The sequence below is a fragment of the Streptomyces rimosus subsp. rimosus genome (assembly GCF_000720725.1).
GTDB classification, from domain to species: Bacteria; Actinomycetota; Actinomycetes; order Streptomycetales; family Streptomycetaceae; genus Streptomyces; species Streptomyces rimosus_A.
This window is the reverse complement of record NZ_JOCQ01000083.1, coordinates 1-25,737: the sequence shown is the minus strand read 5'-3', so window position 1 is coordinate 25,737 and position 25,737 is coordinate 1. Positions and strand designations below refer to the sequence as shown.

The following is a 25,737-nucleotide window of genomic DNA, read 5'->3' as shown; positions in this document are numbered from 1 at the left end:
TTTGGCAGGTCGGGATGGTTTGCGGCCCCCGCGCGGCGGGTTCTGTACGGTGGGCGGCGCGCCACTGTGACGAGGAGGGACATGCGCGTGCCGGTGAGGCGGAGTGTCGCCGTGGCGGCGGTGCTCGCCCTGATCGCCGGCGTGCTGCTGCTCCTCGCGCTCCCGGAGCACGCGGGCCCGGCGTGCACCGGCCGGAAGATCACCTCCTGGTCCGCCGAATCCCGCTTCACCCAGGAGTTCGCCCGGTACGGCAACGACAACACCCGGGTGGACGACTGGACCGCGGGCGACGGCACCCACTCCGTCCGGCTGCCCGACGGCCGCACCCTGTGGCTCTTCTCCGACACCTTCACCGACCGGATCCAGCCACCGCCCACCCCGCTGGGGCAGCCGTACCACTGGCGCTCCTCCGACACCGGCCGCACCCCCGCCCTGACCCACAACTCCCTCGTCGTCATGGACCGTTCCGGCCGGCTGGAGCGCACCCTGACCGGCGCCGACGGAGCGGGACCGTTCTTCCCCGACCTGCCGGACGGCTGGCGCTGGCCGGTGCAGGCGCACGTGGAACCCCGTACACCCGGTTCACCCGAACAGGTCGTCCGGGTCCTGCTGTGGAACCGCGCACCGGGCCAGGGCCCGTGGATCTTCGGCGTCCCCCGCACGACCGAGGTCGCCACCCTCTCCCTGCCCGGCCTGCGACTGGAGGGCATCACACCGGTCGTCGACCAGACCTCCGTGCCCGACCCCGCGCGCCGCGTCCTGTACGGCACCGCTTCCGTACAGGACGGCGCGTGGACGTACGTCTACGGCGGTGACGACGGGCCGTCGCGCCCCACCTCCAACGCCTACCTGGCACGGGTGCCCACCGGTCGGCTCGGGCTGGCCGAGGCATGGCAGTACTGGGACGGGCAGGACTGGCAGCCGCGCGCCGACCGGGCGGCACCGGTGATCCACGCGGGCAAGGGACGCGGCGTGGGCAGCTCCTTCACCGTCGTCCGGGACGGCACCACGTGGGTGCTGCTGTCGATGGACACACCGGGGGAGCCCGGCAACGGCCTGTCGTCCATCACCACCTACTGGTCGTGCTCGGCCCAGGGACCGTGGCACGGCCCCAGCGGACGCATCACCCCGCCCCGCCCGTCCGACCCCACCGGCCAGCACCGCGTCGCCGCGTACAACCCGCAGGCGCACCCGGAGTTCGGCACCCCCGGCCAACTCCTGCTCAGCTACGACATCAACTGGCTCGGCCCGCCGGGCACCCCCTCCGACGCCCAGGTCAACGGCGATGTCGAGCTGTACCGGCCGCGGTTCCTGCGGCTGCGGCTGGGGGCCGGATGAGGGGCCGTTGTCAGTGCCGGGTGCGACGATCGCACACATGACTGAGACAGCGGGCGCGGGTCACGACTGGCAGGGCTTTCTCACCCGGTGGAGCGCGGAGTGGGCGGACTCCGGCGGCCCGGACGACATGCTCGACGAGGACGGCGAGGAGGCTTGCCGCGCCCGGTGGCTGGGCTTCGCGCCCGCGGCGCCCGAGCGCATCGCCGCCCTCGAAGCGCGCCTGGGACGCCGGCTGCCGCCGTCGTACCGCACGTTCCTGGAGGTCACCGACGGCTGGCGGGACGCGGGCGGGTTCGTGTGGCTGCTGGCGGGCACGGAGGGGGCCCGCTGGCACCAGGACGACGCGGGGCTCGTCGAGATCTTCCGGGAGGGGCTGGGCGAGGACGCGACGCGTGAGGAGATCCTGGAGGCCACGATCTGGGAGCGGGGGCTCGAACTGGCTCTGGAGTCCGATGCCGTGGACGTCATGCTGGATCCGGACGACGTGGACGAGCACGGCGAATGGGCGGTGTACACGTGGGCGCCCTGGCGGGCGGCTCCCCCTGAACGGCACGCCTCCTTCTGGGAGTTCATGCAGGAGGCCTACCGAGGGTTCCACCGCCTCCGGGCGGACCGGCCGGATTTCGTGAACGCCACGACGCGGGAGTGGGACCGGCGGGTGGAGGAGGCGCGACGGGACGCGCTGCGGGGCGCGTACGAGCGGGCCGAGGCGACGTTCGCGGAGGCGCTGCGGTTCGGCAGGCCCCGGGCCGGGGCGCTACGGAACCAGATCACCTGGCTGCTCGGGGACCGGTACCGCCGGGACTCCGGCGGACCGGCCGGGGAGTTGGAGAACGCGCCCGGGCCGTTCGGCGACGCCGTGCGGCAGGCCCGGGAGCTGGCCCGCTGGGGTGATACGGACGCGGCCTGGCGGACGCTGCTCGCCGCGCTGCCCGCATGGCAGCCGCTGGAGCCCGACCACCTCGCACCGGTCGGTCTCGTCGCCGACCCGCTGCTCGGCCCCGTGCTCACGCCGGAGCGGTGCCGGACGCTGCTGGCCACGCCCCGGGGCGAGGAGGCGACCGGGGCCGTCGCGGCGGCGGTCGACGAGGACCCGGAGGGCCTCGCCTGGCTGGCGGATCCGGAGCCGAACGGCGGGCGTCGGGCGTACCGCTTCCTCCTCGTGGAGGGGGTGGAGCCCGCCGCGCTGCCCGCCCTCGTCGGAGCTGAGGAGGGCGCGGCGCTGGAAGAGCCGATGACCCGGTGGGACGCGCGCCGGGCCCTGAACCCTGGTGGAGTGTCGTCCTCGTACGACGACAAGGCGGTGGTCGCGGTCGGCCGGGCCGGGGACGGCTGGAGCTTCGCGTTCGACGGCGATCCGCAGCCTTTTGGCGAGGTGCGGTTCGTCTCCCCGGCCGTCGCCGCGTCCCGGCACGGCCGTGCCGTGGTGGTCTGGGCCTCGCCCGACAGATTCGACATGGGTGCGCTGTTCCACCTGTCCGTCGCAGAACACGGCGCGGAGCGGTACGCGTTCACGGTCCTCGGCGAGCGGTGCGAGCGGTCGGGGGAGATACCGGAATCGCTGCTGCCGGAACGCCTCTTCCCCGAGATACGCGACGGCGGCCGGTATACGGAACGCCGCGGCGAGGCCGACGCCCTGGCCGCCGTCGCCGCGACGTTCGGTGTCACGCTGCCCCGCCACGCCCTCGACCACGGCCGGCTGCACTCCTTCACCACCCGCTCCTGGACCCGCCCGCCGGGCCCGGGAGAGGGGTACATGGTCGTCACCATCGGCCGGCTCCAACTGGATACCCCGCTCCCCGGCGAGGAGGGCACACCCGCTCTCGGAGAGGAGGACGACGACTGAGCGGCGGCGGAGCGCGCGCTGCGGACTCAGTCGGTCTTCGGACCCGACTGGAGTGAGCACCGCAGCGAGAACGGGTGCCCGGCCGGGTCGGAGTAGACCCGCACCTCGCGGGGGCCGGTGTCGTCCTTGGTGTCCAGCGGGCGCGCGCCGAGGCTGACCGCCTTGCGCTCCGCCTCGTCCATGTCGGCCTCGTCCACCAGCAGGTCCAGGTGGGCCTGGAGCGAGCTGTCGGGGCGCGGCCAGGTCGGCGGCGTCATGTTCAGATCGCGGCGGAAGGACATTTGGGTGCCGTTGGCGACGACCTCCACCCGGTCGGGCAGGTGCTCGGTGCGGACCTCGCCCTCCAGGAAGTCGGCGTAGAAGTCCGCCAGCTTCTCCGGGTCGGCGCAGTCGAGCACGATGACGGCCGCTTTGACCAGTCCCATGGCATCTCCTCGGCCCCGAGGGCCCTCGGCGGGGCACCGCCTGACGGTGCCGGCCGCGCACCGCGCGGCCGGCACGACGAGTACCGCATTCAGGCCGGTTCACTCCCGCTGGCCGGGCCCGGCGCGGTCATCAGCGGCAGGACGACCGCAGAGGGGCGGCCCGGCTCGTGGAAGACCTCGAACCGTATCGGGCGGCAGGCGACCGCGGACGCGACCGGCGCCCCGGTCCCGTGGTGGCGCGCGTACCGGGGGAACGCGCCGCCCGCCACCTGCACCCGCAGGCTGTGCCCGCGCAGGAACCGGTAGCCGGTCGGATGCATCTCCACCCGGGCCGTCACCACGCCGTCGGCGTCCGCGGGCGGCGCGCCGGGGCGCAGGCGCAGGATGCCGTCGGTGACGTTGCGGGAGATCCCGGCCCGGTCGACGTCACAGAGCCGTACGAACACATCGCCGTGCCCAGCGGCCGTACGGACGTGCACCTCGGCCGACACCGGGCCGATCAGGTCCAGGTCGCGGGGGAGCGGCGGGCCGGTGAAGACCAGCACGTCGGGGCGCTGTTCGACGGCCGTGTTGTCCTGCTGCCGGACCTCGCCCGGCAGCAGCAGCGGCCCGCCGGTCGACGGGGTCGGGTCGGCACCGTGGTAGACGAACCGGTCGGGCGCGCTGTCCGGCGGCTCCGCCCAGTCGAGCCCGCCGGACGGCTGGAGCCGCAGCGGCGTCGGTACGGACTGCGGCGGCGGCCACCGGTCGAAGTCCAGCCAGCGGCCCGCCCGTTGGAGGTAGAGGCGGACGGGAGACTGGTGCAGCTGCGTCACGTCACCGGCCAACTGCGCGCTCAGCCAGGAGACATGGTCGGTGAGCGTGGCCTTGAGCGCGCTGCGGTCGTGGGCCCACGGCCCGATCGTGATCCGCGAGCGGTGCCCGGCGGCGGTCAGCGCCGCGAAGTCCCGCAGCTGCCACGGCAGGAAGATGTCCCACCAGCCGGTGACCATGCTGGTCGGCGTGGCCATCCGCAGCGCCGCCGTGCTGTGGTCGATCGGTGCCCAGTAGTCGTCGCCCGGCTCGGCGTGCGCGCTGACCTCGCGCAGGAAGCGCTCCGGCCGCCCGATCGCGGCCAGGTCGGACTCGCCGACGGGCAGCGTCCGCATCGCGCGCTGGACCCTGCGGTCGTGCAGCGGGTTGGGCAGCAGCCCGCCGAGCGGCGCCTCCTCCTGGGTGCCCGTGGCGGAGGACCACACCAGCATGTTGTGCAGCGCCAGCACCCCGCCGGGGTAGAAGGCCGCGGGGAAGCCGGAGGTGGTGATGCCCAGGCACATCGCCTCCAGCGGCGGATCCAGGTACGGGCCTATCGCCCACTCGGTGTGTCCGAGGTAGCTGGCGCCCGCGGTGGCCAGCCGGCCGTCGCACCAGGCCCGTTCGCGCAGCCACGCCGCGGTCGCGAGCCCGTCCTCCTTCTCGTGCACGAAGGCGCGGAACTCGCCGCCGGAGCCGAAGACGCCGCGCACGTTCTGCGCCACGACCTGGAAGCCGCGCCGGGCCAGCACGCCCGCGAACAGCTTGATGTCCGGCTTGTGCTTGCCGTACGGGGTGCGCAGCAGCACCACCGGCAGCGGTCCGGCGCCGCGCGGCCGGTAGCGGTCGGCGAGCAGCACGGTGCCGTCCCGCATGGGGACGCGCAGATCGCGGACGTACTCGACGTCGTGGGTGACCGGCTCGGGCATGTCCAGATACCGGTCCACGAGGCGGCCGAAACCCCGCCGGGTTCGTCCGCGCAGCACGGATTGCGTCATCGGGCCCTCCCGTCGTCCGTTCCGTCTCTCCTGCGGGAACCGTTACGCGTGGTGCACGGGCGTCACTTTCTGTGCCGCCCCGGGGTGTGCCCCGGGTGGTCCAGTGTCCGGCTTTCCGGAAGATCGCGCATGTACACCCCGGGCGGTTCCGGGCGGTCAGGCGCGCAGCAGGTCCGCGGCCCGTTCGGCGATCATCACGGTGGGGGCGTGGGTGTGCCCGCGGGGGATGGCCGGCATGACCGAGGCGTCCGCGACGCGCAGGCCGGTGACGCCGCGCACCCGCAGCCACGGGTCGGTCACGGTGGCGTCGCCGGTGCCCATCCGGCAGGTGCCCACCGGGTGGTAGAGGGTTTCGGCGAGGGCACGGACCGTCTCCCCGGCGGCCCTGTCGTCCTGTTCGCCCGGCCATGGCTCCAGGGGCTTGGTGACGTGCCGGGCCAGCGCCTGCATCCCGTACAGCCGCTCGGCGAAGCGGACCCCGGCCAGCAGCCGCCGCAGGTCCGCGTCGGAGGTCAGATAGCCCGGGTCGATGCGCGGCGGCGCGTCCGGGCCGTCACCCAGGGTGATCCGGCCGCGGCTCTCCGGCCGCAGCAGGATCACGCCGATCGTGACGCCGTGCTCGGCCGGCGGCTCCAGGCCGTGGTGGACGAACGGGACCGGCGCGAAGATCAGCTCCAGGTCCGGTACGGCCAGGTCCTCGGCGCTGCGCACGAACGCGACGGCCTCGCCGATGTTGGAGGTCAGCGGGCCCCGGCGGGACAGCAGGTAGCGCGCGATGTTCGCGGGGGTGTCGGCGCCGGTGAGCGTGCGGGGCAGCGCGGTGCGCATCAGGACCGGTACGGACAGGTGGTCCTGGAGGTGGCGGCCCACCGCGGGCAGCTCGGCCACCGGGGTGATCCCGGCCTCCGCCAGCTGGTCGGCGTCGCCCACGCCGGAGCGCAGCAGCAACTGCGGGGAGCCGACCGCGCCCGCGCACAGGACGACCTCGCGGCGGGCCCGCAGCCGCCCGCCGGGCAGCTCGACGCCGTACGCCCGGCCGTCCTCGAAGAGCACCCGGCGCACCTCCTGCCCCGTGACCACCCGCAGGTTGGCGCGGCGCAGCGCCGGGCGCAGATAGCCGTCGGCGGCGCTCCACCGGCGCCCGCGCCGCTGGTTGAGCGGGGTGGGCGCGCAGCCGCTGTGGTCCGGACCGTTCAGCTCCGCGAGCCGCGGCAGGCCGGCTTCCGTACACGCGTCGAGGAAGGCGCCGGTCAGCGGGTGGGCGTCGCGCGCCGGGGAGATCCACAGCGGGCCTGTCGTGCCGTGCGCCCGGCCACCGGGCGGCCCGGCCCAGCGCTCCGCGCGCCGGAAGTAGCGGGCCACCCCGTCCCAGGACCACTCCTCGCCGGCCGTCTCGGCCCAGCCGTCGTAGTCGGCACGGTGGCCGCGCACCCACATCATCGCGTTGAGCGAGGAGGAGCCGCCCAGGGTCCGGCCGCGCGGCCAGTACAGCTCCCGTCCGTGCAGGCCCGCCTGGGGCGCGGTGGTGAAGTTCCAGTCGTACGGCGTCCGGAAGAGCTTGGGGAAGGCCGCCGGGACGCGGACCTCCCGTCTGCGGTCCGGCCCGCCCGCCTCCACCAGCGCGACGCGCACCGCCGGGTCCTCGGACAGCCGGGCCGCGAGCACACAGCCCGCGGATCCGGCGCCGACGACGACATAGTCGTACCTCTGGTCGTACACCCCTTTACCGGCCACCCGCGTCCGCCTCCCGATGTCCCCGGCCCGCCAACGCCCCCGTGTCCGCGGGTGATCGTAGGGGAAACGGCCGGGGCGGCGTCAGCCCGCCGGGGTGGCGGCGGGCGACGGGCCGGTCTGGATGAGCGGGAAGGCGTTGGTGCCGCCGCACACCATCGGGCCGACCTTGACGCCGCCGCCCACCAGGGTCACCCGGACGTCCGCGGGGCGCCCGCTGCCGGGTACGGAGGCGTTGGCGGCGGTGCACACCAGCTGGCTGAGGGAGGGGGTGTCGAGGCGCTTGGCGTTCAGGGGCAGGCGGAGGGTGACCGCGCCGTCCTGGACGTCCGCGGTGATCCGGCCGGGGATCACCGGCAGCACGTTGGTGAGCCCGCGCTGCCGTTCGGCCTCGTTGGGGCCCTCCATCAGCAGCTGGACGGCCTCCTCGGGGCCGACCGCCGCCTTCGCCGGGCGGCTGGCGGCGCGCAGGCCGGCCGGGCCGAGGAAGTACAGCTGCACGTCGGGCACCGGTTTGCCGGGCGCCTTGACGCCGTACGCCGGCTCGCCCGCGTCGATCACGCCGGTCGGCGCGATGCCGCAGCCGGTGAGGGTGCTCGCCGACAGTGCCCCCAGCGCGCCCGCCAGCAGCGCGCCCAGCGCGATCCGCCGGGCGCGCGCGGAGTTCAACATGTTCACGACTGGTCCGCCTTCCCGGCCGGCGCGGCCGGCTGATCCGTACCGGTCGCGCCGCTCTCCGTACGGTCCGCGGCGACAGCGTCCACGGGTTCATCCGCCGGTTCCCCGGCCGCGTCGGCCGCCTCGGGCGGCTCGGCGCCGCTGCCCGGCTCCTGTCCGGACAGCGGCAGTTCCACGGTGAACACCGCTCCGCCTTCAGGGCAGTTGGCGGCCCGGATCGTTCCGCCGTGCAGCCGTACGTTCTCCATGGCGATGGCCAGGCCCAGCCCGCTGCCCTCGGAGCGGGCGCGCGCGGAGTCCGCCTTGTAGAAGCGGTCGAAGACGTGCGGAAGCACCTCGGGGTCGATGCCGGGGCCGCTGTCCACGATCCGGATCACCAGCCGCCCGTCGCCCGGCTCCGGGGCCCGCAGCAGCACCCGTACCGGCTCCCCGCCGTGGTGCAGCGCGTTGCCGACGAGGTTGGCGACCGCGACGTCCAGCCGCCGCGGGTCCAGCCGCGCCCGTACGCCGTCCGGCAGTTCCGTGCCCACCCGGTCCTGCCAGGCGCGGGCCTGGAGCGTCTTGCGGATCGTCTCGGCGACGTCCACCTCGTCCAGGTGCAGCGCCGCGGCCCCGGCGTCGAAGCGGGAGACCTCCATCAGGTCCTCGACCATCCGCGCCAGCTTGCCGGTCTCCTGGCTGATCAGACGGACCGCGGAGGCGGTGTCCGGGTCGAGCGCGTCGGCGTCCTCGTCGAGCACGTCGGTGACGGCGGTCATCGCGGCCAGCGGCGTACGCAGCTCGTGCGAGACATCGGCCGCGAACCGCCGGGCATTGGCCTCCATGCGCCGCAGGTCCGCCACGCTCTCCTCCAGCTTGGCGGCCATGTCGTTGAACGTCCTGGACAGATCGGCCAGCTCGTCGGCGCCCTTGACCTCCAGCCGGGTCTCCAGCTTGCCCTCGGCGATCCGCCCGGCGGCCTGCCGCAGCCCGCGCACCGGCCGCAGCACCCCGCGGGCCGCCAGCAGGGCCGGGACCACGGCCAGCCCGAGCACCGGCAGGGCACCGCGCTGCGCGGCGCTCACCAGTGCCTCGACGTTGGCCTCCTCGACGCGCAGCGGCAGCTGGGCGTAGACGGACAGCGGGGACGCCTTGCGGCTGCCGTCCTGCGACTGGAGCACCGGCATGCCGATCAGCAGCCACGGATCGCCGTCGCGGTCCGCCACCCGCTGGAACGCGGTCACATGCCGCTCCTCGACCGACTCCCGCAGCTCCTCGGGGACGTCGACCGGGCGGCGCCAGCTGCGCACGTGGTCGGCGACGCCTTCGTAACGGACGTTGACGTCCCAGTCCCGGGCCCGCCCGGAGCGGTCCAGCTGCCGGGCGAACTCCTCCAGATCCTCCCGGGTCGGCGGCACCGCGAGGTCCGGCGCGAGCGAGTTGACCTGTCCCCTGAGGTCCTGGATCGCGGTGTCCTGGGAGCGCTGGAGGATGGCGTTGCGGGCCTCGCGGTAGGTCAGCGCCGCGGTGGTCAGCGCGCTGACCGCGGCGACCAGCAGGAACGCGACGACGAGCCGGGCCCGCAGGCCGCGCGGCAGCGAACGCGGCAGCAGCGTGCGCCGGGCGCCGCCCGCGGCCCGTGGGCGCTTCACAGGGGGCCGAAGCGGTAGCCGAAGCCGCGCACGGTCTGTACGTACCGGGGGCTGCGCGGGGTGTCCTCGATCTTGTTGCGCAGCCGCATCACGCACGCGTCCACCAGGCGCGCGTCGCCGTGGTAGCTGTGCTCCCACACATGCTCCAGCAGCTGCTGGCGGCTGAAGACCTGCCCGGGCGTCGCGGACAGGAACAGCAGCAGCTTCATCTCCGAGGGAGCCAGCGGCAGGTCGGCGCCGCCCTTGGTGACGACCAGTCCGGCACGGTCCACGGCCAGTTCGCCGTAGGTCTCCACGGGGGCCGGGCCGGGCTCGGCGGCGGCCCCGTCGGCGGGCAGCGCGGTGCGCCGCAGCACCGCGCGGATCCGGGCCTCCAGTACTTCGCCGCGCGCGGGCTTGACGATGTAGTCGTCGGCGCCCGCCTCCAGTCCGAGCACCACGTCCAGGTCGTCGCCGCGGGCGGTGAGCATGATGATCGGCAGCTGGCGGTCGGCGCGGATGCGTCGGCAGACCTCGAAGCCGTCCTTGCCCGGGAGCATCAGGTCCAGCAGCACGATGTCGGGGCGGAAGGCGGGGAGCAGATCGAGGCCGTCCTCGCCGCTGGCCGCGGCCGCCACCTCGTGGCCGCGGCGGCGGAGCGCGAGGGTCACGCCGTCGCGCACCGCGGCGTCGTCCTCGATGAGAAGTACTCGGGGCATGGGACCAGTATCAATAAGTTTCATGATGGATCGGTAACAGGCGGATCCTGCCCTTACTTCTTCGCATCTGTCGTGATGCAAGGCAGTAAGCGCGCGAGCGCACCGCAGGGGGAATCGTACGGCGCCGACGGTGGCGCCCGTACTCATGTCCGCGGTGGCCCGCGCACGGCAGTAGGGACGGGATACGCAATGGCACGGCACGTCAGGCGGAGCGGGATCATCGGGGGAGCCGCGGTGGCGGCGGCGTCGCTGGGTGTGGCGGGCTATCTGACCTTCGGGCAGTCCGGCGCCACCTCCGAGGCGCACGCCGAACCCACCCAGCAGGCGCGGGCGGCCGCCAAGGTCGATCCCAGCATCGTGCACGCCTCCGACCGCCCCGGTAAGAGCCTGAACATCACCATCGACGACGGCCCGGACCCGGTCTGGACCCCGAAGGTGCTGTCCGTGCTGAAGAAGTACGACGTCAAGGCCACCTTCTGCATGATCGGCCCGTCGGCGAAGGCGCATCCGGACCTCGTGAAGCAGGTGACGGCGGCCGGACACAAGCTGTGCGACCACACCATGAGCCACAACACCGGCATGGACCACCGGCCGGAGAGCTACCAGGCGCAGCAGATACTCCCGGCGCAGGAGATGATCGAGCAGGCGGCGGGCGGCCCGAAGGTGGAGTACTACCGGGCGCCGGGCGGCGCGTTCACCCCGTACAGCAGAAAGGTGGCCGCCGAGCGGGGCATGCGGCCGCTGGGCTGGAACGTGGACAGCAAGGACTTCGAGCGGCCGGGCACCGACGCGATCGTGCGCACCGTGAAGCGGGAGCTGCGCAACGGCCCGACCGTCCTCTTCCACGACGGCGGCGGCGACCGCAGCCAGACGGTCGGGGCGCTCAAGCGGCTGCTGCCGTGGATGAAGCAGCAGGGGTACGGGTTCGGGTTCCCGCAGCGCTGAGGCGGACGCGGGCGAGGTGAGCGGTGCCGGGGCCCCGGGGAAAGCCGGGACCCGGCACCGCTTTCACATGTCTTTCACGCGTCGCCGAGCAGTTCCGCCAGACCGCTGTCCACGTCCATGTGCTGCTGCTCGCGGCCCGCGGGCACGGACTGGTACGTACGGTCCAGGAAGCGGCGCAGATCACCGGTGCGGACCTGGACCATCGCGACGCCGTCCTCGACGTGGAACTCCAGCACCGTGCGCTCCCGGCCCAGCGGCCGTACCCGCACGTCACCGGTGCCGGCCGGGGAACCGAGCCCCTCGGCGAGCAGTTCGCGGGCGAAGGCCCAGTCGACCGCGGCGCCGTCCAGCGAGATCTCCGGCGGGAAGGAGATCCGTACCGCGAGCGGATCGGCCCGGTGATAGTGCAGGACCGCGGGCACCGTGTGCGAGCCGGGCGCGGTCGCGATGAGACGTACCTGGACGGCTTGGTCGATGACACTGGGCACCGCGGCTGCTCCCTTACGGCTGTCGGAACGGGACAAGGCTTACGCCATGTAGGACGGTGTGCCCGTCCTCGCCGTGCACGTGACAGGGGTGTGATTTATGTCATGTCCAGGTCGTCACGGTTCCTGTGCAACGCGTGGGTTGACAAGGGTTTGCGATGCCGGCCCGGGCCGGAGTCCTCCTGGCCGTACGCCGGGACGTGGCGGGCGCGCTCACCGTGGCCGCTGTGGCCGCCGTGGTCCAGGAACTCCTCCAGGATGCCGGGTGCCGCGGCTGCCGCCAGGGCCGGTGCGCCGTCCGCCGCGAGATCGCGGACGTGGTAGCCGTCCTCGCCCGCGGCGACCGCCGCGGTGAGGGTGACCAGGCCGGTCCGCCGGCTGAACGGGGTGGTGGAGAACGTCCACGCCGCGATGGCCTCGCGCTGGAGCGCGACGGTGTCCCGGCTGAACGTGCCGGAGCGCGCGACCAGATACCGCCCCTGTATGCCGTGGCCCAGACTGCGGTACGCGTCCCGGGCCAGCCACAGCACCACCACCGCCGACACCAGCGCGAACGCCCAGGCGCAATGCAGCAGTACGGGAGTCAGCAGCAGGCCCAGGAACGCGAGGACGAGGGTGCCCGGGAGCGTGACGAGCAGCAGCCCGCGCGTACGGCGCCGCCGCAGCGCCGCCTTCGGGTGGGCGTGCAGTCCGGCGTCGGGGAACGCGGCGCGGAGCGTACCGGAGGCCGTGCGCACCGCCTCCGTGCGCGGCGCGGGCGGCAGGATGACGCTGCGCTTGCGGTTCTCCTCCTTGTTGCCCAGCCCGCCCGCGACCGCGCGGACGGTGGCGCCGCCGCCCGCCCGCAGCAGCAGCGGCTCGCGCAGGACCGCCCCGCGCAGACGTCCCCGCTCGATGGTCACCGACCGCGTGGTGAGCAGGCCGCGGCGCACCCGCAGTGTGTGCGCGTCGGTCCATTCGAGGCGGAAGTTCCACCAGCCCTCGACGTAGAGGACGAGCGCGCCGACCGTGCCGAGGACGAGGACGGCCAGCAGCGCGAGCGGAATGGTGATCCACAGCGCGCCGGCGCCGAACTCGTCGAACGCGCTGCGGACGATGCTCAGTTTCCACGGCTTGATACCGGCGCCGTCCAGGGCGCGGTAGACGCCGCCGGCGGCGGCGAAGACACCGCCGATCACCCAGAAGGTGAGCGGCGCATAGCGCAGCCAGCGCCAGTTGATGCGGGAGATGACCGGGTCCTCGGCCGCCGCGGCGGCGTCGGCACGGGCCAGCAGCGCGGCCCGGAGCCGCTCCGCGTCGGCGGTCGTCAGTGCTTCCAGGGACAGTTCGGCGCCGCCGCCCGAGGAGCCCGCCGTACCGGCCCGCAGGACGGTGACGCCGAGCAGGCGGTGCAGCGGCGAGGCGGTCAGGTCGACCGTACGGATGCGGTGCAGCGGTACGGAACGCAGCCGCCGGGTCAGCACCCCGCTGCGCACCTCGAAGGAGTCGTGCGTGACGCGGTAGTCCGTACGGGCCCAGCGGACCAGGCCGATCACGGTGAGGACCGCGAAGCTGCCCGCGATGGCGGCCAGCGTGATCCAGGCGCCGGTCTCGATCCGGCCGCCGGTGGCCAGCGCGGTCAGCGCGAACGAGCCTAGCGGCGCGGCCATCCAGCCGCAGTGCACCAGGAGGGTGCGGCGGTCCAGCCGGTGCCACCGGGCCGGTGTGCCGGGCGCGTGCGGTGCGGCGGCGCTCACGCGGCATCACCCGGCACGGCCTGCGCGGCCTCGCCGATGCGGCGCGACAGTTCCTCGGCGTCCGCGTCGGACAGCCCGGCTATCTTCACGTCGCCCGCGGTGGAGGCGGTGGTGACGGTGACCGTCGCCAGTCCGAAGCGCTGCTGGAGCGGGCCGCGCACGGTGTCCACGGTCTGCACCCGCGACAGCGGCGCGATCCGCCGCTTCTGCCAGAACCAGCCGTTCGCCGCGTACACCGCCCGGCCGCCCAGCTCCCAGGCGTGCACCGCGTACCGCCAGCGGGGCATGACCAGCAGATAGCCGAGTGCGGGCAGCACCAGGGCGACGAGCAGGAGCGGCCCGAGCCAGGGCAGGGCGCCGGGGAAGAACAGCACCGAGCAGACGGCCAGGGCGAGCGCGGTGAGCAGCGCCGGCCCGCTGACCGTCAGCAGCGCCTGGACGGTCCACCAGCGGCGGGCGCGCGGATCGACCCGGTTGCGGGGCGGCCGCAGCAGGGGCGTGGCGGGTGCGGACATGGAGGGCTCCCCGTTCTTGGCAAGTCATGCGTATTGAGTACCGGTACGTTATAACGGTACGAGCGACTTGTAAAAAAGAAGGCGAGGCCAGGTGCCGAAGAAGGTGGACCACGAGGCGCGGCGGCGGGAGATCTCCGAGGCGCTGTGGCGGATCGCGAGCGCCCGGGGGCTGGAGGGGGCGAGCCTGCGGGACGTGGCCGCCGAGGCCGGGATGTCCCTGGGGCGCCTCCAGCACTACTTCCGCACCAAGGACGAGATGCTGCTCTTCGCGCTGCGCTACATCGAGAGCCTCGCCCAGCAGCGCATCCGCGAGAGCATCGAGGCCCTGGGCAGGGAGCCGACGCCGCACGACATCGTGCGCGCCTGCCTCATCGGAATGCTGCCCCTGGACGAGCAGAGCCGTACCGGCTTCCTGGTCGGCGTGGCCCACTTCCACCGGGCCGTGCACGACCCGTCGCTGCGCACCGGCGCCCAGGACGGCATCCCCAAGTTGCGCGACCTCTTCGCCGACCAGCTGCGGCAGGCGATGAAGCGGGGTGAGGTGCGGGCGGAGCGGGACGCCGACGACGAGGCGATGGTGCTGATCTGCCTGGCCGACGGGCTCTCGACGTACATCCTGCTGGACGTGCACACTCCCGAGAAGGCCGTCCGGCTCCTGGACATGCACCTGTCCGGACTGTTCGACGGGGCGGGCGCGCGCTGAGACGCGGCGCGCGGCCGGTCGGGCACCCACGGGAAAACCGGTTTCCGCAGGTGGGAACGGCCGGGGAGGATGCTGCCCATGGCCCCGGACCCGCACGACCGGACGGCTGGCGCCGCGCACCCGGCCGCCGCGTACGCCGACACCCTGCTCGCCGCCCTCGAACCGCTCCCGTATCCCCGGCGCATGGCCGAACTGGCGGCTCGCGCCCGGGAAGCGGCCGCGCGCGGCGCGCTCGCCGGGCTCCTCGCCGAGTGGGACACGCGAGGCCCGTACGAACGCCGGCTGGCGGCCTTCGCCGCCCGGGTGGCCGGTGACAGTGCGTACCTCGCCGCCCGCCTCACCGACCCCGACCCCCTGGTCCGCGCGCACGCGCTCCGGGCCGTACGCACCGGAGCGCTGCCGGACGCGGCCGTCGAGGCGGCGTACGCGGACGCCCCCGCCGACGTGCGGCGGCGGCTGACCCGGGCCGTCGTCGCCGGTGGTCGCCCCGCCCTTGCAGAGCGGCTGATCGGGCCGCTGCGTGAACGGTGGGGCGACGCCGAGGCCGCCGGACTGCTCCCCGGCTGCGGCCCCGAGGCGGTCGCGCGGCTGCTGCCCGAGCTGTTCCATGCCGCCGCGGCGTCCTCGCGCGCCCTGGCCAAGCGGCATCCGGCGGCCGTACTGGCCGAGGCCGAGCGGCAGTTGACGCCGATGTCGGAGGCGTCGCGCGCCGTCTGGTGGCAGCGGTACGGGGCCTGCATCGCGGTGGCCGCCGACCGCGAACCCCATCGCGTGCTCGGCCTCCTGGAGCGGCTGTGCCGCGGCCCGCTCGCCCGCCCCCTGCTGCTGCGGCTGGACGTACTGGTCGCCGCCGACCCCGGCCGTACGCTCCGCCTGCTCCTCGAACCCGGGCGCGACGTCGCGCGAACGGTACGGTTCGGGCCTTCCGCGCTGCGCCGTCTCGTACGGGCCGACCCACCCGAACTTGTCGAGCTGGGGCGGGCATTGCGCCACGACGGGACGGCGCTGGCCGGGCTGCTGCGGGCGCTGCCGCCCGCCCGGCGCGGCGCGTTCCACGGCACGGTGACGGCGGACCTGGGCACCGGCCGGGTCCTGCCGTACGTGCCCGTCATGGACGCGCTGCCCCGGGCGCGCCGCGAAGCGGAAGCCCGCCGGGCGGCGGCACTGCTGCGCGAGGACGGCGCCCACTGGACCACCGTCCTGGAAGCCGTCGCGTACCTGCCCGTCGCGGAGGCCCGCGCGGACCTGCTCGCCGCCGTCCGCCGCCCCGCCGCCGAGGACCGGGCCACCGCCTACCCGCTGCTGATCGGCAACGCGGCCCGGTCCGGCGACCCGGCCGAGTTCACCGCCCTGCTCACCGACGGGCTCACGCGGCTGCGCAACGAGCAGGACCCGGTGCGCCGGGCCGCGCTCGACGCGCTCGCCGGTGTCCGCCCGGCGCTGTTCACCGACGCCGCCGCCGATGCCCTCGAACACCTCACCGCGGACGCAGACGAGGCCCGCGACGCATCGCCCGCCACCCGTGACGCGCTGCGCCGCCTCGCCGTGTCGCTGCTGCGCGAGCACGCGGCGACCGGACAGCGGGAGCTGACCGGCTGGGCGCTGCGCACCCTCACCCGCCTCGCCGGAAGCGCCGGCACCGCCCTCGGCCGCCTCGACCGCACCCTGCGCCGGGGCCAGGAACACCAGGTCTTCGCCGCGCTCCGCCCCTGGCTGGAGGCGCGGTCCGAACGGGCCGACCACGAGCCGGCATTCACACTCGCGCGCGCCCTCGGCCGCCGCGCCCACGGCGTGCCCGGCCTCCAGGAACTGCTGCGCCGCGCCGTCCGCACCGGCGGCGACGGGGCGGTCCGTACAGCCGTCGGCCTGTGGCTGGAGCCACCGGCCACACGCGACGAACGGCTCGCCGAGATCCTGCACCTGGACGCCTCGACGGCCGTGCTGCCACCCGTCCTCGACCTCATCACGCGCCGCCGCACGGACCTGCTGCACCTGGTCCTCGGCACCCCGCCGTACGGCCGGTTCCTGACCCCCGCCACCCACTGGACACCGCCGGTGACCGGACGCGCCCACCGCTGGACGGCCCGCCAACAGGGCGCCGCAGCGCGGCTGTTGGAGCGCGCCGCCGACGACCCGCGGCTGCGCCCGTACGAGCGGGCCGCCGCGATCACCGACGCCGCCCGCCTCCCCGGCCGCGGCACCGCCCTCGTACGCCGCTGCGCCACGGCCCCCGACGTACCGTCGGCCGAAGCGGCCCTCGCCGCCCTGGCGCGGACCGACCGGCCGGACGAGGCCCTGCCGGAACTCCTCGCGCACGCGGGCGGCGACCGGGCCCGGGTCGCGGTGTACGCGGCAGGCGCCGCAGCGCGGTTCGTGGCCCCCTCGCGGCTGGCGACGGCGCTGCGCGCGGTGCTGCTCCCCGACGGGGCCGCGTCCGGCCGGTGTGCTGCCGGGCCGCAGCCGAAGGTGACGAGCAAGAAGGAGGCCGCCCGGCTGGCCGCGGCCCGGCTGCCGGTGCCGGACGCCGCCGAACTGCTGGTACGGGCCTACCACCAGCCGGAACAACATCGCGATGTGCGCGCCGCCTGTGCGACGGCCGCGACCGGACTGCTCGCCGACGAGGGCGCCTGGGGGCTGCTGTCGGAAGCGGCACGCGGCCCGCGCGGGGACCGCCAGGCGGTACTGCGCGTACGGCCGCTGGACCTGCCGGAGCAGCACCGCGCGCGCTACGCCGGGCTGGTCCGCGCCGTGTGCGAGACGGACGACGCCGAGCTGGCGGGGGAGGCGTACCGGGCCTTGGGCGCGTGGTCCCGCTGGGCGCCGGACGCCGCGGGCCTGCTGGTGCTGGTCCTCACCGACCTGGACAACCGCGCCACCTGGCAGGAAGCCGCCGACGCGCTCCTCGTGCTCGCCGCGGAAGGCCCGCTACCGGGCGGCGGACCCGGCGCACCCGGCACCGACGCCCCCGTACCGTACGGTCCTGCCGCGGCGGAGGACCCGCTGGCCCGCGCCGCCCGGCTGCTGGCCGCCGCCGACGCCCGGCCCGGCACCCCCGACGCGGAGACCCGCCGCGACCGCCCCGCGCGGCAGCGGCTCGGATACCTCACCGACCGGCTGGACGAGTACCGCCTGCGCGAGCCCGCGTTGCACAGAAGCGCTCTCGCGGTCGGCGAACTGCTGGCCGCACAGCCCGACTTCGTGCCGTACGCCGCCCGCGTCCTGTCCTCCGCGCTGGACCTGAGCGCCGACGCCCAGGAGCTGACTGCCCAGCTCACCCGCCTCGCCCGGCTCCACGCGGACCGGCCCGCACTCGCCCGGCGCACCGCCGACATGCTCCGCCGCCGACTGAACGGCGGCCACGCACCGGACCGCACCGCGACCGCCGAAGCCGCCGCCCGCGCCCTGACCGAGGACGGCGGACCCGCGGCGGGCCTGTTCGCCGTGGCCCTCACCGCCTTCGGCGGCACGCGCACCGAGTGGTCGGCGCCCTGGCGCACCCGCCTGCGGGCCCTGCGCCGCCACCCGGTGCCCGACGTGCGCGACGCGGCCCTGGAGCTGACCGCGGCGCGGGAGTGACACGGGCCCCGGCAGGTGACAGCGCGGCTCAGTAGCGGGTGCCCGCGGCCGACGGCAGGGCGTCGAGACCGGCCAGCGCCTCGGGCGGCAGGGTCAGGTCCGCCGCGCCCGCGTTGTCCACCAGGTACTTGGGCGTCTTGGTGCCGGGGATCGGCACGACGAACCGGCCCTGGGCGAGCACCCAGGCCAGGGCCACCTGCGCGGGGGTGGCGCCGTACTGCCCGGCGATGGCGCGGACCTTGGCCACCAGCTCCAGGTTGGCCTTCAGCGCGTCCTGCTGGAAACGCGGCAGCCGGCGCCGGAAGTCGTCCTCCGCCAGCTCGTCGAACGAGGTGATGCTGCCGGTCAGGAAGCCGCGGCCGAGCGGCGAGAACGGCAGGAAGGCGATGCCCTGCTCCTCGCAGTACGGCAGCACCTCGTCGAGCACGTCCCGGGTCCACAGCGACAGTTCGGACTGCACGGAGGCGACCGGGTGCACCGCCTGGGCCCGCCGTATCTCCTCGACGGTCGGCTCCGACAGGCCGATGTGCCGGGCCTTGCCCGCCTGGACGGCCTCGGCGAGCGCGCCCCAGCTCTCCTCGACCGGCACGTCCGGGTCCACCCGGTGCAGCTGGTAGAGGTCCACATGGTCGGTGCCCAGGCGGCGCAGGCTCGCGTCGATGGAGCGCCGGATGTGCTCGGGCCGGCCGTTGCGCACCAGCCCGCTGGTGTTCTCCGGCGTGATCTCCCCGGTCTCCAGCCCCACCTTCGTCGCCAGCACCACCCGCTCCCGGTGCCCGCCCGCCAGTGCCCGGCCCACCAGCTCCTCGTTGGTGTACGGGCCGTAGACGTCGGCCGTGTCGATCAGCGTCACACCGAGGTCGATCGCCTGCCGGATCACCTCGACCGAGGTGGCGTCGTCCCGGCCGTTGGGGTCGTAGGCGTGGGTCATGCCCATGCAGCCGAGTCCGATGACGCCGACCTCGGGACCGGTGCTGCCGAGCGTGGTGGTGCGCATGGTGATGCTCCTGGAGAAGAGTGCCGTGCTGGGGAACGGGACTCACTCTTCACGTTGGAGAGCACTCGAAGTCAAGCGGCGGGCGGAGCGAACGCGAAGGACCGGCAACCGGTTCGGGCGTCCGGCACGTACATGTCGGAAACTCGCCGGTGCCGCGCCCCGACTGCTGCTGGACTGACGGCATGACGCACACGACACCTCCGCACGATCCCACCACGGCCCCCGCCCTCCCGGACAAGGCCCGCGCCTTCCGCGCCCTGCACGACGGCGCCCGGCAGCACGGCGCGCCGCTGGTGCTCCCCAACGCCTGGGACGCCGCGAGCGCCCGCGTCATCGAGGACGCGGGCGCCCCGGCCGTCGCCACCACCAGCGCGGGCGCCGCCTGGGGCCTGGGCGCCCCGGACGGCGACCGACTCGGCCGCGGCCGGGCGCTGGAGCTGATCGCGCGGATCGCCGCCGCCGTCACGGTCCCCGTCACCGCGGACATCGAGAGCGGCTACGGGGGCGGGCCCGAGGAGGTCGCCGAGACGGTCCGCGGGGTGCTCGCGGCGGGTGCCGTCGGCGTCAACATCGAGGACGCCGCACACGGCGGGGCGACGCCGCTGCGGCCCGCTGCCGAGCAGGCGGCGCGGCTCGCCGCCGCACGCCGGGCGGCCGACGCGGCGGGCGTGCCGCTGTTCCTCAACGCCCGGATCGACACGTACCTGACGGCGGCCGGCCCGGACGAGGCGGCGCGGCTGAAGGAGACGCTGGAGCGGGCGGCCGTCTATGTGGAGGCAGGGGCCGACGGGATCTTCGTTCCGGGAGCCGTGCACCCCGACACCGTACGGGCGCTGGCCGAGGGCGTTCCGGCCCCGCTGAATGTGATGGCGGGTCCCGGCGCGCTGTCCGTCGCCGAACTGGGCGCGCTGGGCGCCGCCCGGGTCAGCGTCGGCTCGGGCATTGCCCAGGCCGCGCACGCCCTGGTGCGCCGGGCCGCCCGGGAGATCCTGACCGCCGGCACGTACGAAACGCTGGCCGGCGGACTCGACTACGGGGAGCTGAACAGCCTCTTCGGGCGCGGCTGAGGGGGAGGCGGGGGAGGCAGGACCGCCGCGCCCGGAGGCGGGGCTACGCCTCGCGGAGCAGGGCCGCGAGATCGCCCTCGACGTCCAGGTACCGGGCCTCATTGCCGAGGGGGACGACGCCGTACGACCGCATCAGGAATCCGCGCAGGTCGCGGTCCTGGAACTGGACCATGGCCAGGCCGTCGGCGGTGTGGAACTCCAGCATCGTGTACTCCGGGCCGCACGGCCAGATGTGCACGTCGCCCCGGCCGGACGGCTCCCGCAGGCCCGCTGCCAGCAGGTCGCGGGCGAACGTCCACACCACCTCGCTCCCGTCCAGCGACGCCACCGGCGGGAAGACGACCCGCACGGCGAACGGGTCGCCGCTGTCGTAGCGCAGCCGGGCGGGAACCCGGCGCGACCGGGGCGCGGTCGCGATGAGACGGGCGTGGACGGCTTGATCGATGACGTGGGGCATCGCCGGCTCCTCGATGCTGGTGCGGACAGGTCCTTGCCTCTGTGACCGGTAGGACGCGCCGGAGACGACGCCGGGTGCACCGGACGGCCGCGTGAGGTCCGTCACGAACCCCTGGCGGAATGGATATTCGGCCCGCACGCTGACAAAACCCATGCGAGGCTGCCGGAACCGGAGCGTATCCGTCCGCCCTTGTGGAGCGGGCCGGTGGTGACACGTCAGGGGTTGTTGGTACATGTCCGATGCATCCGCGGTGTCCGAAGCGTCGGCGGCGGACGACTACGCCCGGCTCTACGAACGCGAGCACCCGCGCCTGGTCCGGTACGCGCGGTCGCTGACGACGAGCGCCTGGCTCGCGGAGGACCTGGTCGCCGAGGCGCACTTCCGGGTCTGGCGCCGCATCCGCGCCGGACACCCCATCGACAACGTGCCCGCCTACCTGCGCACCACCATCCGGCACCTCGCCACGACCGCCGGCGCGGCGGCCGCCCGCGAGATACCGCAGGACCCCGGGGACGGCGGGCAGGCGTGGCCGGTGACCGGGCCGGCGGCCGAGTCCGCCGACCCGGCACAGCGCATCGCCTACGTCGATCTCCTCGCCCGCGTCATGGAGCGGCTGCCGCGGCGCTGGGTGACGGCGCTGTGGCTGGCGGAGGCCGAGGACCGGCCGCTGGAGGCGGTCGGCGAGGCGATCGGGGCGGGCAAGGGCGCGACCGCCGTACTGCTGCACCGGGCCCGGGAGGGACTGCGGCAGGCGTTCCTCGGCACGGTGCCCGGCACACCGGACGACCCGGCGTGCGAACGGTACTGGGAGCGGCTGCCCGCGTACGTACGGGACGGGACCACCGCCAAACAGACCGACACGGTCGACGGCCACCTCGCCGACTGCGCCGACTGCCGGGCCCGGCGGGCATTGCTGACCCGGGCCAACGACCGGCTGCCCGCGCTCACCGGACCCGCGCTGCTGGTGCTGCTGGCGGGCGGTTCGGCGAAGTTCCTGCTGCCGCTGGCGGGAGCAGGGGCAGGGGCCTGGGCCGCCGCGGCCGGTGGCGGGCACGGGGCGGGCAGCGGTGCGCTCACTGCCGTACGTACTTCCGTACGCCATCTGCTGCGCGGCCAGATCGGTCAGGCCGGGCCGGTCGGCGCCACCGTGGCGGGGCTCGGCGTGGCGGTGATCGCCGGGGTGGCGGTGGCCGCGAGCGCCGTGCTGACCAGCGGCGACGCGGGGACACCGGCCGAGCGGGCGGCAGCGGCGACGTCGGTACCCGGCGCAGGCGGCGCGGCGCGGCCGGACGACGCGCCCGGCCGGACCACACCCGAGGCGACGGCGGACCGGTCGGCGACTTCCGTACCCACCGTTTCCGGCCACGCGCCGCCCACGGGTGCCGGCCGCGCGCCTGCCGCGCCTGTCACGCCGGCCGAGCGCGCTACGGCGAGTGCGCCGACGGCGCCGTCGGCCGCCCCGGAAGATCCCGTACCGACCGCGACCGGGCGGCCTGGACCGGCCCCGGGCCCCACCGGTACGGGCACGAGCGCCGGGCCGGGCCCACGGCCGACGCCGTCCGCACCGACGAGCGAGCCCACCCGGCCCACCACCCGGCCCACGACCCGGCCGACGCCTGCCCCGACCCCCACTCCCACCCGCAGCCCGTCCCCCTCCGGACGTTGTCACTGGGCCTGGTGGGGCCTGATTCCGGTCTGGGTCTGCCGCAGCGCCTGACCACCCGGCCCGACCGCGTCGGCGTCCGGCCGCCGGGCTCAGTCCGTGACCCTGCTGCGGTTCTCGTACGCCAGGTCCCGGTACTCGGGATGCCGTTCCATCCAGCCCGCGACGAACGGGCACACGGCCAGCACCCGCAGCCCCTCCGCCCGCGCGGTGTCCAGCGCGTGGCGGGTCAGCGCCGACCCGACGCCGTTGCCCTCGTACACCGGGTCCACGTCGGTGTGGACGAGGGCGAGCAGCCCCTCGGCGCGCAGGTAGGCGGCCACCCCCGCCAGTTCGCCGCCGAGCCGGGCCTCGAAGCGGTGGGCGGCGCGGTCGTCGGTCACCGCCACCGGGGCCGGCGCGTTCACGGGCGCACTTCCTGCCGGTCCATCGCGACCTCCTCGTACGTCGCCCGGGGGCGTTCCGCACCCCCTGTGCAGCACAGTAGGAGGGCCGGGCGGAGCGCGCGAGGCGAGAGTTCGGGCAGCCGTTGCCTGGTGTCCCTGGACGGGGCGCCCGGGCTGGGTTAGCTTCCAGCCTCATGAGGGTCAAGGGGAAGTCGGGACAGCCAGGACAGCCGGGACGGGCGAGACGCAAGCGCATGCTGTGGGCGGTGGCCTGCGCCGTGGCGCTCGGTGCCGCGAGCACCGCTCCCGTAGCCGCACAGCCGCAGCGCTCCGCGGCGAAGGCGGCAGCCGCCGCGCAGGCCGCCGCGCGACCGGCCGCCATCGCCCTGCTGCGCGGCGGCTGGGACCTGAAGGACAGCGACAGCGACGCCCGGTTCCGGGGCCTGGCCGCCGTCAGCCGCGACACCGCCTGGGTCGCCGGTACCGGCGGCACCGTGCTGCGCACCCGCGACGGCGGCGACCACTGGCGCGACGTCTCCCCGCGCGGGGCGCAGAAGCTGGAGTTCCGCGACATCGAGGCGTTCGACGCGCAGCACGCCGTGGTCCTGGCGGCCGGCGAGGGCGAGGCGTCCCGGGTCTTCCGTACCGACGACGGCGGCGCCACCTGGACCGAGAGCTTCCGCAACACCGATCCGCGGGCCTTCTACGACTGCATGACGTTCTTCGACAGCAGCCACGGCATCGCGCTCGCCGACCCCGTCGACGGGGCGTACCGCATCCTGTCCACCGCCGACGGCGGCCGGAACTGGCGGGTGCTGCCCACCCGCGGCATGCCCCCGGCCCAGCCGGGCGAGGCGTCGTTCGCGGCCAGCGGCCAGTGCCTGGTCAGCTCCGGCGACCACGACGCGTGGTTCGCCACCGGCGGCGCGGCCCGCAGCCGGGTGCTGTACTCGCCGGACCGCGGGCGCAGCTGGACCGTGTCCGAGACACCGGTACCGGCGGGCGACCCGGCGCGCGGCGTCTTCGGGCTGGCCTTCCGCGACCGTACGCACGGCCTCGCCGTCGGCGGCGACTACCGGACCGGCAAGCCCTCGCCCCGCGCCGCCGCGGTGAGCGCGGACGGCGGCGCGTCCTGGAAGGCGTCCGTCCGGCCCCCGAAGCGCTACCGGTCCGGCGTGGCCTGGTTCCCCCGCTCCACGCGGGCCGCCCTCGCCGTCGGGCCGACGGGCAGCGACGTCACGTTCGACGGTGGCCGCCGCTGGTACGCCATCGACGACGGCTCGTACGACACCGTCGACTGCGCGCCGGACTCCGGGTGCTGGGCGGCGGGGGAGGACGGGCGGATCGCCCGGCTGGAACCGTAATCCCGAGCTACCGCTGGGCGGTGCCCCCGGCCACTCGCGCCGACACGGCCAGGACGTGCGGCGCCGCCAGGTAGCGCGCGAACAGGGACGCGCTGCCGTCGGCGGCGGTGCGCGGGGGCTGCCAGGCGATGTCGGTGAACCCGGCCTCCGCCAGCGCCCGTTCGTGCGCCTCGCGGGACCAGTAGTAGGCGGTCACCTGGAAGCTCTCCTCGTCGGCCCGGCCGTGCAGGCCGACCGGGTCGCCGTCACGCAGGTGCGGGTCGGCGACGGTGAGGTCGAAGCCGTAGGGCCGGTAGTAGTGGGGGACCGTCGCGAGATCCGGGTTGAGCGTGGCGGCCACGAAGCGGCCGCCCGGGGCGAGGGTGGCGCGGGCGGCGGCGCACAGCCGGGTGAGCGCCGCCGGGGTGGCCGCGTACGACAGCGCATAGACGGATACGGCCAGGTCGAACGCCCCGGTGAGGGATTGTGCCGTCGCTTCGTCGTGGACCAGGTAGCGCACGCCCAGGGGCTCCACCTCCTCGCGGTGCCGGGCGTGCGCGATCATCCCGGGGGAGCGGTCGACGCCGAGCACACCGCCCGCGCCGTTGCGGGCGAAGAAGCGGGCGTAGAGCCCGGAACCGCAGCCGAGGTCCAGGACCCGGCGGCCCTCGACGCCGCCCGCCGCGGCGAGGACGGAGGGCATCTCGATGTGCCGTCTGAAGGGCAGCTCGTCGATGCTGCGCTCGTGCAGAGCGGCCATACCGTCGAATTGGGAAGTCATACGCTCCCTCAGGAAGCGGGTCGCCGGGCGACGGGGCGGGCGGTGGGCGGACGTTCCACGGAACGCATCATTGCGCAGCCCGCGGGCGTTGCCCGGGAGGCGCCGGGCGAACGGCCGCCGCGCCACCCCGGCGGACCGCCCGCCGCTCCTTATGCCTCCCCGCACCCGGGCCCCGGGAACACGGCGTCGCCCGTCCGGCGTACGTCGGCGAGCCGACCGGCCCCGGCTGCGGCCCCCGGGGGCGGCCGTGTCAGTCCAGCAGGCTGCCGAGCCGCCCCTCCAGGAGCACCAGCAACTCGCTCAGCCCCTGCGACAGTTCGGCCTGCCGCCGGGCGTCGATGCCCTCCAGCAGACCGGCCTCGTAGCGCAGTTGCTCGGGCAGCAGGCGGTCGATGACCGCGCGGCCCGCTTCGGTGAGCGAGAGGTGCGAGACGCGCCGGTCCCGCTCGTCGGGGCGCCGCGCGAGCAGCCCGCGCGACTCCAACTGCCGTACCCGCTTGGTGACCGCGGCCCCCGACGCGAAGGTCTCGCGCGCGATCCGTCCCGGCGTCAGCTCGCGGTCCATCCGCCGCAGCGTCCCGAGGATGTCGAACTCCGGGCGGGTCAGGCCCTCCCGCCGCAGCGGCGCGTCGGCCGCCTGCTGCAGCAGCGCGGAACAGCGGTTGAGCCGCCCGATCACCGCCATCGGCCCGGTGTCCAGCCCCGGATGGACCTGCTGCCACTGGCGCAGCACCCCCGCGACGATGTCCTCGGTCACGCGCGCACCTCTTCTTCCCGGGCTCTCCCGGCCCCCGTCGGCATCCTGTGTCGCGCACGGCGGAGCACGGGCCGCCGTCCGGACCCCGCGCCGCGCCGCGCCCGGCCATTCTGCCTGGCGCCGGGCGCGGGAGCGGGCCGGGGCGGCCCGGGCGGCACCGGCGCGGCCCGGGGGGTGGCTGCCGGGGGA

22 protein-coding genes are annotated in these 25,737 nt (G+C 75.2%); 8 read left to right on the top strand and 14 right to left on the bottom strand.

Going from position 1 to position 25,737, the window contains the following annotated elements; all coding sequences use genetic code 11:
- The first annotated feature begins 81 nt into the window (after window positions 1–81).
- Together IH45_RS0131835 and IH45_RS0131830 are read left to right on the top strand one after the other, a co-directional pair.
- Window positions 82–1,338: a DUF4185 domain-containing protein gene (locus IH45_RS0131835; RefSeq protein ID WP_030676492.1), complete on the top strand. Its 1,257-nt coding sequence runs from the start codon at window positions 82–84 to the stop codon at window positions 1,336–1,338.
- 37 nt (window positions 1,339–1,375) lie between these two features.
- A complete protein-coding gene (locus tag IH45_RS0131830; RefSeq protein ID WP_050515319.1) occupies window positions 1,376–3,184 on the top strand; it encodes an SMI1/KNR4 family protein in 1,809 nt (602 codons plus the stop codon).
- 26 nt (window positions 3,185–3,210) lie between these two features.
- Here IH45_RS0131830 and IH45_RS0131825 read toward each other — a convergent pair whose 3' ends face one another.
- The 6 genes from IH45_RS0131825 to IH45_RS0131795 all read right to left on the bottom strand — a co-directional run bounded on the left by IH45_RS0131825 (window position 3,211) and on the right by IH45_RS0131795 (window position 10,137).
- Window positions 3,211–3,609 carry a VOC family protein gene (locus tag IH45_RS0131825; RefSeq protein WP_030676486.1) on the bottom strand — a complete coding sequence of 133 codons (399 nt, stop codon included), beginning with the start codon at window positions 3,607–3,609 and terminating at the stop codon, window positions 3,211–3,213.
- Between the two features lie 89 nt (window positions 3,610–3,698).
- The gene (locus IH45_RS0131820; protein WP_050515318.1) at window positions 3,699–5,399 is read right to left on the bottom strand and encodes a CocE/NonD family hydrolase; all 1,701 of its coding nucleotides are present in this window, start codon (window positions 5,397–5,399) and stop codon (window positions 3,699–3,701) included.
- Window positions 5,400–5,555: 156 nt separating this feature from the next.
- Entirely contained in the window at window positions 5,556–7,133 is a 1,578-nt protein-coding gene (locus IH45_RS0131815; RefSeq protein ID WP_030676482.1) for a GMC family oxidoreductase N-terminal domain-containing protein, read from the bottom strand.
- Window positions 7,134–7,214: 81 nt separating this feature from the next.
- Window positions 7,215–7,802: a hypothetical protein gene (locus IH45_RS0131810; RefSeq protein ID WP_234440753.1), complete on the bottom strand. Its 588-nt coding sequence runs from the start codon at window positions 7,800–7,802 to the stop codon at window positions 7,215–7,217.
- A gap of 2 nt (window positions 7,803–7,804) precedes the next feature.
- Window positions 7,805–9,439: an ATP-binding protein gene (locus IH45_RS0131800; RefSeq protein WP_050515316.1), complete on the bottom strand. Its 1,635-nt coding sequence runs from the start codon at window positions 9,437–9,439 to the stop codon at window positions 7,805–7,807.
- Window positions 9,436–10,137, bottom strand: a complete 702-nt coding sequence (locus IH45_RS0131795; RefSeq protein ID WP_030676476.1) for a response regulator transcription factor — start codon at window positions 10,135–10,137, stop codon at window positions 9,436–9,438. Before IH45_RS0131795 ends, IH45_RS0131800 begins: the two co-directional genes overlap by 4 nt.
- Window positions 10,138–10,326: 189 nt before the next feature.
- On the opposite strand from IH45_RS0131795, the gene IH45_RS0131790 reads away from it, so the two are divergent.
- Window positions 10,327–11,082: a polysaccharide deacetylase family protein gene (locus IH45_RS0131790; protein WP_030676475.1), complete on the top strand. Its 756-nt coding sequence runs from the start codon at window positions 10,327–10,329 to the stop codon at window positions 11,080–11,082.
- Window positions 11,083–11,156: 74 nt separating this feature from the next.
- Here the strand turns inward: IH45_RS0131790 and ssgD (IH45_RS0131785) are convergent, their stop codons facing one another.
- From ssgD (IH45_RS0131785) to IH45_RS0131775, 3 genes are all read right to left on the bottom strand, one after another.
- Window positions 11,157–11,570: a spore wall synthesis regulator SsgD gene (ssgD, locus tag IH45_RS0131785; protein WP_030676472.1), complete on the bottom strand. Its 414-nt coding sequence runs from the start codon at window positions 11,568–11,570 to the stop codon at window positions 11,157–11,159.
- Window positions 11,571–11,665: 95 nt separating this feature from the next.
- Window positions 11,666–13,303: a PH domain-containing protein gene (locus IH45_RS0131780; RefSeq protein ID WP_030676470.1), complete on the bottom strand. Its 1,638-nt coding sequence runs from the start codon at window positions 13,301–13,303 to the stop codon at window positions 11,666–11,668.
- Window positions 13,300–13,818: a PH domain-containing protein gene (locus IH45_RS0131775; protein ID WP_030676468.1), complete on the bottom strand. Its 519-nt coding sequence runs from the start codon at window positions 13,816–13,818 to the stop codon at window positions 13,300–13,302. Before IH45_RS0131775 ends, IH45_RS0131780 begins: the two co-directional genes overlap by 4 nt.
- 91 nt (window positions 13,819–13,909) lie before the next feature.
- Between IH45_RS0131775 and IH45_RS0131770 the strand changes: the two genes are divergently transcribed.
- Both IH45_RS0131770 and IH45_RS0131765 read left to right on the top strand, forming a co-directional pair.
- A complete protein-coding gene (locus IH45_RS0131770) occupies window positions 13,910–14,521 on the top strand; it encodes a TetR/AcrR family transcriptional regulator (protein ID WP_030676466.1) in 612 nt (203 codons plus the stop codon).
- 78 nt (window positions 14,522–14,599) lie between these two features.
- Window positions 14,600–18,097, top strand: a complete 3,498-nt coding sequence (locus IH45_RS0131765) for a hypothetical protein (protein ID WP_050515315.1) — start codon at window positions 14,600–14,602, stop codon at window positions 18,095–18,097.
- A 28-nt stretch (window positions 18,098–18,125) separates the two neighbouring features.
- Here IH45_RS0131765 and IH45_RS0131760 read toward each other — a convergent pair whose 3' ends face one another.
- On the bottom strand, window positions 18,126–19,094 hold the full coding sequence (locus IH45_RS0131760; protein ID WP_030676463.1) for an aldo/keto reductase: 969 nt from the start codon (window positions 19,092–19,094) through the stop codon (window positions 18,126–18,128).
- Window positions 19,095–19,276: 182 nt separating this feature from the next.
- On the opposite strand from IH45_RS0131760, the gene IH45_RS0131755 reads away from it, so the two are divergent.
- Window positions 19,277–20,161 (top strand): isocitrate lyase/PEP mutase family protein, encoded by an 885-nt coding sequence (locus IH45_RS0131755; RefSeq protein WP_030676461.1) that lies wholly within the window; start codon window positions 19,277–19,279, stop codon window positions 20,159–20,161.
- Window positions 20,162–20,204: 43 nt separating this feature from the next.
- Here IH45_RS0131755 and ssgD (IH45_RS0131750) read toward each other — a convergent pair whose 3' ends face one another.
- The gene (gene ssgD, locus IH45_RS0131750; RefSeq protein ID WP_030676459.1) at window positions 20,205–20,618 is read right to left on the bottom strand and encodes a spore wall synthesis regulator SsgD; all 414 of its coding nucleotides are present in this window, start codon (window positions 20,616–20,618) and stop codon (window positions 20,205–20,207) included.
- A 232-nt stretch (window positions 20,619–20,850) separates the two neighbouring features.
- On the opposite strand from ssgD (IH45_RS0131750), the gene IH45_RS1000000150255 reads away from it, so the two are divergent.
- Window positions 20,851–22,335 (top strand): sigma factor, encoded by a 1,485-nt coding sequence (locus IH45_RS1000000150255; RefSeq protein WP_050515314.1) that lies wholly within the window; start codon window positions 20,851–20,853, stop codon window positions 22,333–22,335.
- A 38-nt stretch (window positions 22,336–22,373) separates the two neighbouring features.
- Here the strand turns inward: IH45_RS1000000150255 and IH45_RS0131740 are convergent, their stop codons facing one another.
- On the bottom strand, window positions 22,374–22,688 hold the full coding sequence (locus IH45_RS0131740) for a GNAT family N-acetyltransferase (RefSeq protein ID WP_199810739.1): 315 nt from the start codon (window positions 22,686–22,688) through the stop codon (window positions 22,374–22,376).
- A gap of 233 nt (window positions 22,689–22,921) precedes the next feature.
- Here IH45_RS0131740 and IH45_RS0131735 point away from each other — a divergent pair, with 233 nt between their 5' ends.
- Entirely contained in the window at window positions 22,922–24,031 is a 1,110-nt protein-coding gene (locus IH45_RS0131735) for a beta propeller repeat protein (RefSeq protein ID WP_030676453.1), read from the top strand.
- A gap of 7 nt (window positions 24,032–24,038) precedes the next feature.
- Here the strand turns inward: IH45_RS0131735 and IH45_RS0131730 are convergent, their stop codons facing one another.
- Complete coding sequence (locus IH45_RS0131730; RefSeq protein WP_078897869.1) at window positions 24,039–24,791, bottom strand: class I SAM-dependent methyltransferase; 753 nt, start codon at window positions 24,789–24,791, stop codon at window positions 24,039–24,041.
- 250 nt (window positions 24,792–25,041) lie between these two features.
- Window positions 25,042–25,548 (bottom strand): MarR family winged helix-turn-helix transcriptional regulator, encoded by a 507-nt coding sequence (locus IH45_RS0131725; RefSeq protein ID WP_030676450.1) that lies wholly within the window; start codon window positions 25,546–25,548, stop codon window positions 25,042–25,044.
- Between the last annotated feature and the right edge of the window lie 189 nt (window positions 25,549–25,737).